The 12,860-nt window shown below is 40.1% G+C and carries 11 protein-coding genes; 2 read left to right on the top strand and 9 right to left on the bottom strand.

All coding sequences use genetic code 11. From position 1 onward, the window contains the following. The coding region (locus tag ABIL39_11225; protein MEO0166694.1) for a T9SS type A sorting domain-containing protein at window positions 1-1,076 on the top strand (1,076 nt) is incomplete at its 5' end. Between the two features lie 58 nt (window positions 1,077-1,134). Beyond that, window positions 1,135-2,655 (top strand): hypothetical protein, encoded by a 1,521-nt coding sequence (locus tag ABIL39_11230; GenBank protein ID MEO0166695.1) that lies wholly within the window; start codon window positions 1,135-1,137, stop codon window positions 2,653-2,655. Window positions 2,656-2,766: 111 nt separating this feature from the next. Here the strand turns inward: ABIL39_11230 and ABIL39_11235 are convergent, their stop codons facing one another. The 9 genes from ABIL39_11235 to ABIL39_11275 all read right to left on the bottom strand — a co-directional run bounded on the left by ABIL39_11235 (window position 2,767) and on the right by ABIL39_11275 (window position 12,632). Beyond that, window positions 2,767-3,957: a TolC family protein gene (locus tag ABIL39_11235; protein MEO0166696.1), complete on the bottom strand. Its 1,191-nt coding sequence runs from the start codon at window positions 3,955-3,957 to the stop codon at window positions 2,767-2,769. A 169-nt stretch (window positions 3,958-4,126) separates the two neighbouring features. Next, window positions 4,127-4,333 carry a hypothetical protein gene (locus ABIL39_11240; GenBank protein ID MEO0166697.1) on the bottom strand — a complete coding sequence of 69 codons (207 nt, stop codon included), beginning with the start codon at window positions 4,331-4,333 and terminating at the stop codon, window positions 4,127-4,129. Window positions 4,334-4,335: 2 nt separating this feature from the next. Continuing rightward, the gene (locus ABIL39_11245; GenBank protein MEO0166698.1) at window positions 4,336-4,584 is read right to left on the bottom strand and encodes an RNA polymerase sigma factor; all 249 of its coding nucleotides are present in this window, start codon (window positions 4,582-4,584) and stop codon (window positions 4,336-4,338) included. A 4-nt stretch (window positions 4,585-4,588) separates the two neighbouring features. Further along, window positions 4,589-4,870, bottom strand: a complete 282-nt coding sequence (locus tag ABIL39_11250) for a sigma factor (protein ID MEO0166699.1) — start codon at window positions 4,868-4,870, stop codon at window positions 4,589-4,591. Window positions 4,871-4,893: 23 nt separating this feature from the next. Then, on the bottom strand, window positions 4,894-5,388 hold the full coding sequence (locus ABIL39_11255; GenBank protein MEO0166700.1) for a hypothetical protein: 495 nt from the start codon (window positions 5,386-5,388) through the stop codon (window positions 4,894-4,896). Between the two features lie 109 nt (window positions 5,389-5,497). Next, window positions 5,498-6,070, bottom strand: coding sequence for a hypothetical protein (locus ABIL39_11260; protein MEO0166701.1), 573 nt, complete (start codon window positions 6,068-6,070; stop codon window positions 5,498-5,500). 188 nt (window positions 6,071-6,258) lie between these two features. Then, on the bottom strand, window positions 6,259-6,984 hold the full coding sequence (tpiA, locus tag ABIL39_11265) for a triose-phosphate isomerase (GenBank protein ID MEO0166702.1): 726 nt from the start codon (window positions 6,982-6,984) through the stop codon (window positions 6,259-6,261). Window positions 6,985-7,008: 24 nt separating this feature from the next. Next, window positions 7,009-11,127, bottom strand: a complete 4,119-nt coding sequence (locus ABIL39_11270) for a hypothetical protein (protein ID MEO0166703.1) — start codon at window positions 11,125-11,127, stop codon at window positions 7,009-7,011. A gap of 38 nt (window positions 11,128-11,165) precedes the next feature. After that, the gene (locus tag ABIL39_11275) at window positions 11,166-12,632 is read right to left on the bottom strand and encodes a T9SS type A sorting domain-containing protein (protein ID MEO0166704.1); all 1,467 of its coding nucleotides are present in this window, start codon (window positions 12,630-12,632) and stop codon (window positions 11,166-11,168) included. Between the last annotated feature and the right edge of the window lie 228 nt (window positions 12,633-12,860).

A 12,860-nucleotide genomic window follows, 5' to 3' on the forward strand; every position in this document is an offset into this window, starting at 1 on the left:
AAATATATAGGGCATACGAGTTGAACGATGTGATTTATCCTGTAGGAAACATTAGCAATACCCCTGGCAAATCACAATGGCCACAAATCTGTAAAGGAACAACATGGATAACCTGGAGCGAGTATATATGGCCGCCTCAGGACAACAACTGGGAAATCTGCTATAAGGATATGGAATATGAAGGTTACCAGATTCTATCTCAGACCCTTGGGATGTCAAAATATTCACATGGAGTTGTCACTCGTTCACCTTACTGGCCGCCTCCTTATGAGCCGAAACTGACCGCGATCTGGACCGAAGGGAATCAGAGTCCTTATGAAATCAGAGCAAAAACCGTTACTCTTCCTGAAATTTCCTATTTCTATGTTGATGCGGGCAAAGAAATACCAAGCCCCTGGACAGTGCAGAGGGATGGCTATATCCAGTTTGCTCCAGAACCAGAAAAGACGATTGATTATCATTCACAAAAGTTAATCTATCATTTCCCGAATTTAAATCCAGAAAAACGCTATCGGATTAAACTTATCTTTTACTTTGAATCGCAGAGTAACAACCGCTGGAGGATGAAGATAGATGGTGATAATATCTTCCATGCTAACATCTGGATTAAACAGGGTAAGATAACAACCCTTGAGCGCTGGCTACCAACTGCCTGTTATAAAGATGGTGAAATCTATCTGAATATTACAAAGATAATCGGCGATTATGCCCTGGTTGCCCAGATATTCATTTATGAATACGAAAGGGAGACAGAAAGCATCACAAAAAATACACAGGAGAGCCAAATCATAAAGGCTTCCGCGCGTTTAATGACAATTTGCCCAAACCCATTCTATAGCAGAACTGAAATATCTCTAAATGTACCTGTGGATAAATCAGTATCATTGAAAATCTACGATATTTCCGGCCGGTTGGTAAAGAATTTCCCAATTACAGATGACTTTGCTGGACCAAATTATGTCTTATCCTGGGATGGCCGTGATGACCAGAACAAAATACTGCCCAGCGGTATATACTTTGTGGTTGCTGAAACTGGGGAAGAACGTGTGAGTCAAAAGTTGCTTTTTGTGAAGTAATTTAATAAAAGATTTGGGGTGCAAGTTTGAACTTGCACCCCAAAAAAGGAGGTAAACAATGATACTGCCAATTATTTTAAGTAAAATAATAATCTGCACGCTAATATGTCAATCCGGCAGTGTCCTTGTTGATTCATCAGGTAATGGTTATACACTATGGAACCAATCGCGGGAATGCATCTCATATAATCCTGCACCAGATATTGATGCCTTGATAATTGTTAACCGTGCTTACAATCCTACTGGCAAATTAAACACCCATGAAGCGCCTGGTGATTTATCTGCTTGGGTACACTACGACCCTTATCAGCAGACCTTCGGTCCTGCCCGTTATCCAACCACTTACGCCGGCTACCCTTGGCCATTCATTGCCTTTACCTGGCTACTTGGATCTAGTTTTGGCGGGTATGGGGGTATGTGTGAATATATTGCAGGTTGGTTTACATGTGATTGGGAAGTACTTAGAGACTTCGGATTTTTTGGCGATTTGGTAATTCTAAAGCAGTTGCCTGATACAAATGTTTTAGCAGTTTGCAAACATATGGATACATCCCTTAAATATATATTATTCGACCCAGTCTTAAATCCCTTAGATACCGGCACGATTGCTGTGAATGCTACATACTGGGGATATGACATAAATGGTGGAATAGCCATGGTCTTCTATTATGACTCATTGAATAATCTGTGTTATAAAACAACAACTGATGGGACTAATTGGAGTCCGGAATATACTTGGGACCTTGCCTTTACACCGCCTTATCCGAATGATTCCCTAACATTCACACAAATGGCGCTAACTGATAACGGACAGCCACTTCTTGTCTTTGAATGTCGAAATTTGGATGATAATACTTACCCATATTATGGAAAGATATATGTCTCCTATGCTTCAGGCGTTCCACCTGTTGAATTAACATATCCCCTGCCTGATACTGAGGCAACATATCCAACGATCGCCACAGGTGGTAATAAGGCAGTAGTAATTTTTAATATCCCGCGTAATGACCTACCAGACTCTTTAACCTGGATGGACATCTTCATGTGTACATCAACAGATAATGGGATAACTTGGTCAGACCCAATAAATATTACTTCAACAAGCATCCACCGCATTGGGTTACAACAAGTCGCAAAGAGAATTGACACATTACGAAATCGTATCTATTATGTATTTGCCAGGGATAAGGTGATTGACCACGACCCACTCTGGCATATTCTCTATGACTCATTAGGGCTTGACCCAATGTATATATATCTGGGCTATTCACAGATTACAGGGATTGAAGAAGGTGAAAGGTTGAAGGTGGAAGGTGAAGGATTGAAACTGATGGTTTTGCCGAGTGTTGTGAGGAGAGACAATGCCCAGATTCAATATGCGATTCCAGAAAGACAGCGAATCCGATTAGATCTCTATGATGTTCTCGGTCGGAAGGTTAAAACGATTAAAGAAGGCATTGTTGATGCTGGTGTCTACTCTTATAGATTAGATTCATCCAATCTCACTTCTGGTGTCTATTACATAATCCTTCAAGGCGAAAGAGAAAGTAAGCGGGGAAAAATCTTGATTGTGAAATAGTGTACTAAAGCTTTGTATTTTTGCCCGACTGAAATCAGACGCTACATATTCTGTAAGAATTATCATTTCTACAATTGTTGAAATGATGAAATGACAATCTCATTGTATATGCTACAAATCAGTGCCGATTATTCTCTCAAGTTCAGCAAAGGTTATGAAATAGTTTATTCTTGCCCGGTGGTACTGGAGTTCGTTTTCAATCAGCATATTCTGGGTTTCTAAGACAGTCATTATATCAACTCTGTTTAACTCATAGTCCCGTATCACAGATTTTAATGCAGATTTAATCCTCGGGATGATTGCATTTTGATAGAGATTAATTTCGCGTCTCTGATTGTGAAGCATAATAACGAGTTCTTTTATCATCCGCTTTATGTCTAACTCCATCGCCTCATATTCTACCTGTGCCATCCTCAACTCTGCCCTCATTTCATCAACCATCTTCCGTTGTTTACCCAAAAACCATAATGGGAAGGTCAGTCCTATCATTATCTTCTGATTTTGAAATTCAAAATCCATCTCTCCCTGCTCAAATTTTACCATAAAATCAGGCAGGTATTCTTGCTTTGATAATAAGAGATTCCTTTGAGCAATCTCTCTATCTATGTTGAGGGATTTTAAGATTGGACTGTATCTCAATGCTAATGCATACAGACTATCAGTATCAATTATAACTGAATCTAAAGAAATTTCTGTAGAAATAATCAATGCGTCATCTGAATTACGGCCCAGTAATTGGTTTAATTTTGCCAATATCAAAGTTTCTTCACTTTTTATATTTAAAATCTCGTTTTCTAATTTTGTCTGACCAATTTCTACCTGTAATACATCGGTCTGCGATACACGATTGAGCGTATAATTTCTCATGGTAACGGAATGAATCCCTTCCAGGTTCTCTTTTACCATTTCTATTATCTCTCTTTCTTTCCGAATAATATATAACTGTCCATATAATTCTTTTACATTTTTTATAACTCCATTTTTCTTTGCCTCAAAAAGACTAAAGTTTTTTTCAGCGACTGTGGTTGCGATTTTATATTGACTACTTAATTTTGTCGGAAACGGAAACTCCTGTGATATTGAATACATCCGCATATCATTAGAAAATTCAATACCAAACATCGGGTCCATTAAAGTTTTGAATGGACTATTCTGGGTAGACGATTCATAACGAGCTTGGGCAGCCTTAATCTCTAAATTATAGACCAATGCCGAATCAATAAGGTCATTTAAATCAAGTGATTCACCCAAAAGAACCAAGAAAGTTGCGGGAATAAAGAATATTACCATTATTTTTGCCATCATTATTTATGACGAAATCACAAACAGAAAGTTACGGACATCTTGCAGTGAATTGTATTTGCCTGCCAAAATTGTAGTCCTATCTTAACAATGAACATTTACGCATCCTGAAGGTTGTGATTACTTTGTTATTCGTCCGGTTAAATCGGACGCTACATTTATAAAATTGTCACCAGCAGGTGCAGGAATCACCACAATATGGACAGGGTGATTTTATATTTTTAGAATTTAGTCGCTCCTCAAGACATCTACACCTTTGATTACATTTTTCAAGTGCCTGATTTATTAAAACAGTATCACAGGCACAGGCGTTCGGTTTTATATTTTTTAGGATCTCCATCTGTGCCTCATTTACTTCGGCAATTCTTTTTAGCATGGTTAATGTTCTATCTTCTCCTTTTTTATGAAATATTCCCTTAATGATTTTAATGCACGATATTGCAGAGACTTGATTGCACCCGTAGATTTGCCCATAATCTGGGCAATCTCATCGTTGTCATATTCCTGAATAAATTTCAATGTGATGACCTGAGCCTGCTCTTTTGAAAGATGTGCAATCGCCTCTTTTAATCTATCAATCCTTAAAATTTCCTTTGGATTATTATCCGCAGGCAACTCCTGGGGCAATTCCTCATAAACTCGTCTCTAATTTGTATTTACCTTTACGATAATAGTCAATCAATGCATTTGCGGCAATCTTATAAACCCGAGCAAAGAAATTGCCTCTCTGTTGTTTAAGTGCCCTTACCATTTTTATAACCACCTCGCTCATCAATTCTTCGCAATCTGCCTCATTCTTGACACGGTAATACAGATATTTATATATCCACTTATAGACTTCCCGGCACAATTCCTCAAGTGCCAGTTCATCGCCCTCCTTTGCCTTTTTTAAGATTATCAAGCATTGTTTCATCGATGTCCCTCAATTCTCCAAACTCACATCTCACTCCACTTCTTCGCCAGTTCGTCGCGCCTTGGCTTATAAACTGTTTCATAGAAATAGCGCTGGGATAAAAGAACCCCCTTATCGTATTGCTTACAGATCTTTATCGCCTCTTCCCAGGCATCTTTGAATTTCTCACCGAACCTTGACTCAATCTGTCGAGCAAAATCCTCTTCGGTCTGGATTTCATTGCCGATGATAAAATACTGCCTGCCTTTTACTTCCACACTATAGGCAATCTCATCACCAAGATTATATATCTTAAAACTCTTTTTGAGTTTTTCAGCCTCTTTTGCTTGAACCGTTACCTGTTTTATCTTAAACTCTTTTGGCACGCCTTTTGGTGCACCCTTGAAACCTTTCTTTGCCGCGGCATAAAAGATTGCCCGATTCAGACCAAAGGATTTTGCGGATTCAATCGGCAAGCCCAGGACAAAGGCGCGGGCTGCCTGTAAGGTTGCCATCACCTGGAATCTTCCCACTGCCATCGGACCCCCTTAAATGAAAATACCTAAAATTCGTAAACTCCATCTTAAGCGCAGGCTGAAGCCTGCAACTACCAAGCAAGCATCACCATCATAACCATATTAACCTTTTTCATTTAATCTTCCGCCAGTGATGGGTAGCGATGGGTCCATCCTTACCAACCCAGTATGGTGAGTTAAGATTTTTTATGATAATCCCTTCTGCACCCTTTGCCACTGCCTTTTGAAAATCCTCTTTTATATCATTCAATCTCTGGTATTCAATCAATTGGAACGGCTTTTTAAATTTCAGTCTCTGCAGAATTTCCTTTCGTTTTCTTAATGGTAAATCGCCGACGAATTTCCCATCCTTATAGATTATATCAAAGACATAGATAATCGGCTCTTCCTTTCTCCTTTTTGCAAACAGACTCGGTATGAACCTCCTGCCTCCGGTTGAATATAACTCGGTGTCAAGGATCGTCCCTGATGGTAAATCTTTTAAATATGCAATTAGATAATCAAGGTCTTCAGTCCAGTTTGGTTTTTTTTCCAGCCTCCTTCCCCAGAATTCAATTTTTTTATTGTCGTAGATAACCACCTCCATCCTCCAGCCGTCAATCTTCGGTTCATATATCCATTCTCCTTCAAGTCTCTCTCCAAAATATGGAATTGGCTGCATAAGCCATACAGGACCGATAAACACAATAAAATTATACAAATTCGGTATTTGTTGTCAATATATCGTCATAAATTTCAATAGCTTTTTCATATCTTCGTTAAAAAAGCAATTACCACTGTAAGGTTCATATCAAATTCAATTTTTCTGCAAGGCCGAAGCCTTACCCTACATTTTTTATTTCTATGAAAAATTAAACTATGCAGCGTAAAAATTTATTTTTGGAATTTAATTATTCTTGCAAATTCTTCGGGTTTTAGACTTGCCCCACCGACCAGGACACCGTCTATTTCTTTTTCTGCCATCAATGAATCAATATTACCCGCATTCACACTACCGCCATAAAGGATCGTAACCTGCTTTTTGAATTGGTTGCGGATGAATCTATGGACTTCGCTCGCCTGCTTTGGTGTTGCGGTCTTTCCGGTCCCTATTGCCCAGACCGGCTCATAGGCAAAGATAATCTTGTGGACCTCGGATTCTATGTCCTTTAATCCCTCTTTTAGTTGATGCAAAATCACTTCTTCGGTCCTGCCTTCTTCTCTTTCTTTCTCGGTCTCGCCTATGCAAAAAATTGAAATCAATCCAATCTCTAATGCGGTCTTCAACTTTTTGTTTATCATTTCATCAGTTTCGCCCATAATATGACGCCTTTCTGAATGTCCGATTATAACATATGCGCACCCCAATGATTTCAAGAATAATCCAGAGATCTCACCTGTGAATGCACCACTCCTTTCCCAGTGCATATTCTGGGCACCGAGTTTGAATCGTGAATTTTTGATGATTTCTGCGACCGCGGGGAGAGATGTAAATGGCGGACAGATTATCACATCCCGGTCTTTCACATCACCAGCAAGTTCTAAAAGTCTCTGCACAAGGACCCTTGACTCTCCGGGGTCCTTATTCATCTTCCAGTTTCCAGCAATGATTGGATTCATCAATACTACCTCCTATAAATTTTTCTAAGGATGTCGCTGAACCAGAATATCATCATAGTCAACGACCATTCCGTCTTGTTCTAAAACGCCAATCCCAATCCCACCATTTATGAATGGATTGGCATTATCAGTATATGTTATCCGTAGTGTATCATTCAAATAACACTTAATCTGGGCACTCTGGATTTCTATCTTAAGGTTATACCAGATATCTTTAACAGGTTTAAAAGACCAGGTAGCGAGGGCTATCCATTTTCCGCCTTCTCTTTTGTGAAGTTCTAGCCCAGTACTGTCATAAATCCCAAGGCGATAATAATTCAGGGTATCTTGCGTCCTGAAAAACATATAAGACCTCAAAGAAGACACCGTCTCGCTTCCCTTTATCCTTATTTTAACATAAAATTTAATGTTTGTCCAGTCACAATCTTCTCCTACGGTCGCAAAATGACTGCCACCACTTGCCCGGACAAACCCAGAGTCCTGCGGTATATCCCAGTTTCCAAGATGTTTAACCCACAGAGGAGACATCTCGCCACTATTAAAATTATCGGCAAACAAAGTCTCGGGCCAGGGAATTGGTCTGACTAAAATATCGTCATAGTAGTTCGTCATATAATCTTCGTTAGTGCCGATGCCAATACCACCGCTCGTGTATTTTGTATCATTTATGCCGATTACAGAGTCACCATTTAGATAACAACGAATGTTGCTACCCTGAACCCTTACTGCAAGATTGTACCAAACATCCTTTTGCGGTTGGAACCAATAACGGGCTAACAATTTCCAACCATGCAAACTATCACGACAAGTGAGCGGAAGGCTCTTTTCATCTCCCTTTATGCCAAATCTATAATACTGGGTATCACTTTTAACTCTGAAGAATAAATATGACTTGAGATAATCCACATAAGGATTTGTGCTGCCTTCTGATTTTGTATTCATCTGAAACCGATAGTTGGTCCAGTTTGTATTACCCGCGCCCACTGTTGCAAAGTGACGATAATAATTCCCGCTCCCTTTGGCACTGCTGTCCTCAACCGACCACGCCGCAGAAGGCTCCCATAAATGCCATTGCTCACTCATCCTGCCAGAGTTAAAATCGTCAAAAAATATATCCCCGGGCGTCGGTCGCATTGCCCTCCTGACTGACCTTGTAATACTTCCTATGTTATCACCATTACTGGTGGCAATAATTTTTATTATACCACAGGTATCTCTGACATCAATCTCTATCGGTATTTTTTTTGTCTCAAAGGGATTTATGCGAAATGGCTTTGGTTCCCACTCCATCTTACCATGCCCTTGTATAAATTCATAACCAAGCCTAACCCGCTCCATTGTATCCACCGTGTTATTCACCACAATTAAATTAAATGAATCACCAGCCGGAAATTTTATAAATAACTTCTCCGGCAAACCAAAACTCACCGGATCAACAATCCAGTTGGTAAATAATACCGTATCATCCGGTGTCGGTGCAGTATTTATCACCAAAAATGAGTCCTCTTTAAGCAGATGGGTACCCGGGACTTTGAAGTCATATTGAACCTCGGTATATTCATATTGGTTTAACCGAAAGGTGCGTATATTACCAGTTCCAAATGGCGTGACAATCGATAAAGTATAAGTTTTTCTTCCAGGTTCAAGATTCTGCACCCTTATTCTAAAGTGTCCTTGCCTACCCCGCACCTGAACCGGCAGAGTCACCAGTGAATACTCATAACGCGGGTCCTTTGATAACTGTATGAGAGACGATACCATATGCTCTGGTATCGTAAGAAACTCCTGGTTAGATGGAGAATAAAAAATCCATCTCGGACCTACATAGTCACCGGATAGGATATAGCAATGGTCATATTGATTCAAATCCGGAACTGAAATGTTTATTTTAAGATTATAGACAAATGGGTCAGGCAATAACTGGGTCTTCTCCATACTCACCATTGGGATGAGCAAGTCATCGTTTAATGCCTTGAAGATATTGCCCTTGATTCCAACTGGTAATCGCAAGGCATGGGGATAAAGCACCCATTCCCTGCCTCGGTATAACTCAAAGAGCGGATTGTACTTGCGATCAATAAATCTACTCTTCAATCCTTCTTGTGGATTATCTATTATCCTCTCAAAACTCGGAAAATAACCTGTATAAAGAGCAGATTTATCTTTTAACTCAGTCTCTTTTGCCTTCTTATCAGCAACCATCAAAATCATTGGTCTGCTTAAGCCAAGATACTGTGCAGAACCTAATGGTGGAAAATACCCTTCACTCATTATCGCATCCATATTCTTACAGACCTCAATACCTGAAGGACCATTGGCAATGATGCTCTTGTTTCTATTATGCACCTCCCGACAGATTTTTTCATTTATCTCCTCAAGGGCAAAGGCAAGCATATAGACCGGGGTGGTGTTTATCATTGAGACACTGTCATTATGGGCATAGTCATATTCCTGATAATCATCGCGGTCAAGGAAAATCCCGGCAGCCTGTGGATAGCTATCCAAAACCGCGGTGCACTGTGAATCAATATGGGCAGACCAGGAACACTCACTGAGTGGATAAGAAGAATATAGATTTGTATCCGGATTCATTAGCCGGGTTGCCATAAAAGAAGGAAGGGGATTTCCATTTTTATCCTTTGCTATGGAAGAATCAAAGGGCGTTGTGGGGTAAAGTATCCAATTTATCCAAGCTTCCATAGATTGGAAATAGTTATACGAACCGATGCCATGTAAGTTAAATTCGTCTATCATACTATCAGCGTAGTGGTAACTGTGCTGATGATCACCTGCATTGTGATACCAATCATAATATGGAGAATCAGGATCAAAAAATGGAATTGCGGTATTCCCGTCTGGTATGCGGAGCCATTGTTCGCGATCCTGTGGTGCATATAATCCAAAGAATGGATGATGACTGTAGTATTCTTCCCACTTTACCCCATAACTCTTTGCAGTATCCATATCTGCACCAGTGTCATAATAACCACCAAAGAAGAATCTCCCCTCATTCTCAAGTGTATTTGAATTGGGATTCACATCAAAGTATTCAGGATACCGATTTCGCATCCAGGCAAGACCGGGCCGCCAATCACCCTCGTGAGGAACTATGTATAAAGAAGCCTGAGCATGCCTGCTGTTTTGTGTGCCCATCCGCAGATAATTATAAGAAACCCGAAAGGTATCTACTGATGAATTCTTTATTAACCTGAAGGACAATGCTGGCTTTTTCACCTCAAACGGACAGACAAAGGAAAGACCATAATCCAAAGTCGTATCATAGAGAATCACGACAGGTAAAATGCACCAGTTGTGCCGGTATGCAATAGTCTTATATAGACTATCACCAATCCTTAATGGCGCATTCTCGTTAGCCCAGAATAAATAATCCATCTTATCCAATAAGGGCAGAGAAAAATCAAGGCGTAATGCCCGGTCATTTGATGGACTTACATTCTGTAGCCAGACCTCGTTATCCCAGCGCAATGTCAGTGTATCCATTGTATAGTCTATTATTGCCTTGTGATATGGGAAATTTACTTCAAAGACGACACGAACCCGGTTTGAAGTTATGTTTGTATCAATATCCGTAACTGTGCCATTATTTTGTTGATATTCATTGGCAATTAAGGTATCCCTCAAGATTATCTGACCGGGCTCAGTTAAAGATAATAGACCACTATGCCCTTTTACAGTTAACCCACGGATTATGCCATTCTGCCTTTTTAATACCACCTCCATCTGACTGTTTCTCAACACAATTATCGTATCATCACTATAATACTCAACCCGCACCAAATCTACATTACCCATATTTACCGGACCAATCTCAGGGTCGTAGTTTATTGTTTTATTCCTGAAATAATTGCCATACTCAAAATGGACATCATACTTGCCCGCAGGCAACAAACCAGACCGGGACATACTAAAATATCCGTCCCCATAGAATGGATGGTGGTAACTCACCGTATCAAGCACAATGCTTGTATCACTCTGATAAACCGCCCTGATATGAACTCCGTTGGTCCTTAACCCCTCTACCCTTGTAAACCCATAACCGAGTGTTGCAGAATAACCAAATTGCACAACACCTAAACATAAGATTACCAAAATAAAAATTAAGAGGCTTCTTTGTATCCCCATTTTGAACCTCATTATTTTATCCAAGATAAATACTCAGATTATTCTAATTCTACAACTTTTGTTGCTACCACAGTTTCGTCAATTTCCAGCCGGCAGAAATAGACACCGGCAGGAAGCCTGCGACCAAAGTCATCTTTTCCGTCCCAGACAACATGGTTAAATGGTCGAATGGTTAAATGGTTAAATGATTTAACCAACCTGCCTGTGACATCATAAATCTTAAGAGATATCTTTTGACCCTTATCTCCTATCTGATATCTGATATCCAATCTGTTACGAAATGGATTCGGATAGACCTCAAGTCTCCTTGTCTCCCCGTCCCCCTGTCTCCCTGTCTCTCCTATCCCAGCCACATTCCCATCCTTGTCGGTCTTGATGAGATAGATTTGTCGATTATTGCCGAACGAGAGAGTATGTCCTACGATAATAAACCCGCTGTCGCTGGTTTGCTGGACGTAATGACCCCAATCAATATCTGCACCTCCATAGGTTTTACTCCAGACTGAATCTCCTACAGAATCAACCTTTACTAAGTAAATATCGACAAATCCAATGGCACTGGTTATTCCAGCAACAATATAGCCACCATCGTAAGTTTGCTGGACAGAAAAACCTTCAATGGCGCTATTTCCAACATCGCCATAAAGTCTTGTCCACAAAGTATCACCGAGCGAATCAGTTTTAACAAGATAAATTTGCGTATACTCGGGATAAAAATTAGATGCGTATCCAACACATATGAATCCGTAATCAGTGGTCTGAAGAGCAGCATAAATATATTCCCACGCGCTTGTTGTTGAACCATAGGTTTTCGTCCAAAGCGTATCACCCGAACTATTAGTTTTGATAAGATAAGCTTGCATGTTCAACGAATGCGCGGCAATAACATAGCCACCATCGGTAGTTTGCCTAACATAAAAACCTTCACCTGATTGGTAAATTTTTGACCAAAGGATATTTCCTATTGAGTCAGTCTTAATGAGGTAAACGGGATCATATACTTCCCCGCCGTATCCGCTGCCTACAACAATGAAACCACCATCCATTGTTTGCTGCACAGAACGACCATATTCGTTGGTAGTATCACCGTAAGTTTTTGTCCACAAGGTATCGCCAAGGGAATCTGTTTTAATTAGATAAATTTGATAACCGTTACCAAAAGAATTTGTAGCACCAGCAATAATATAGCCGCCATCAGCGGTTTGCTCAACAAAATATCCCCATTCATAACCCACATCTCCGTATACTTTTGTCCATAATGTATCCCCCAACGAATCGGTCTTTATAAGATAAACTTGGCCTGCATTTCCAAAAGATGTTGTCACACCTACAATAATATACCCTCCATCAAAGGTTTGATCCACACAAAAACCTTTCTCACCGCCTGCCCCTCCATATGTCTTCTGCCAGGTTATCTGCGCAAAGCCTGTGCCAATGAAAAATAGCAATACTAAAAAACAGGGCACAAGCCCAATCCTATTAAAATCCCTTCTTTGGGCACACATTTCAATCCTCCTTGTTTAATCTGTTGTACTTGCATTTTTGTGCCACTCTTCATAATAATGCTAATCAATGTTTCTGATTAGTCAAGCCCCAAAAAGCCCCGATGTCGTTTCAAAGCGAAAATGTCACCTTTAACTTCAAAGGTAAAATGTCCCCAGGCGTGGCTCAAACCACGCTCAGAATTGAATCAGAAAGGAGATACCTTGATTTTTAAACAATTTTTGGTCTCG

It is taken from the genome of candidate division WOR-3 bacterium, assembly GCA_039802205.1.
Lineage (GTDB): Bacteria > Hydrothermota > Tepidihabitantia > SM23-42 > JAOAFX01 > JAOAFX01.

Bases quoted from the DNA above. Each gene is read 5' to 3' on its own strand.
- ABIL39_11230 (MEO0166695.1), top strand. From the start codon at position 1,135: ATGATACTGCCAATTATTTTAAGTAAAATAATAATCTGCACGCTAATA.
- ABIL39_11235 (MEO0166696.1), bottom strand. From the start codon at position 3,957: ATGGCAAAAATAATGGTAATATTCTTTATTCCCGCAACTTTCTTGGTT.
- ABIL39_11240 (MEO0166697.1), bottom strand. From the start codon at position 4,333: ATGCTAAAAAGAATTGCCGAAGTAAATGAGGCACAGATGGAGATCCTA.
- ABIL39_11250 (MEO0166699.1), bottom strand. From the start codon at position 4,870: ATGAAACAATGCTTGATAATCTTAAAAAAGGCAAAGGAGGGCGATGAA.
- ABIL39_11255 (MEO0166700.1), bottom strand. From the start codon at position 5,388: ATGGCAGTGGGAAGATTCCAGGTGATGGCAACCTTACAGGCAGCCCGC.
- tpiA (MEO0166702.1), bottom strand. From the start codon at position 6,984: ATGAATCCAATCATTGCTGGAAACTGGAAGATGAATAAGGACCCCGGA.
- ABIL39_11270 (MEO0166703.1), bottom strand. From the start codon at position 11,127: ATGGGGATACAAAGAAGCCTCTTAATTTTTATTTTGGTAATCTTATGT.
- ABIL39_11275 (MEO0166704.1), bottom strand. From the start codon at position 12,632: ATGTGTGCCCAAAGAAGGGATTTTAATAGGATTGGGCTTGTGCCCTGT.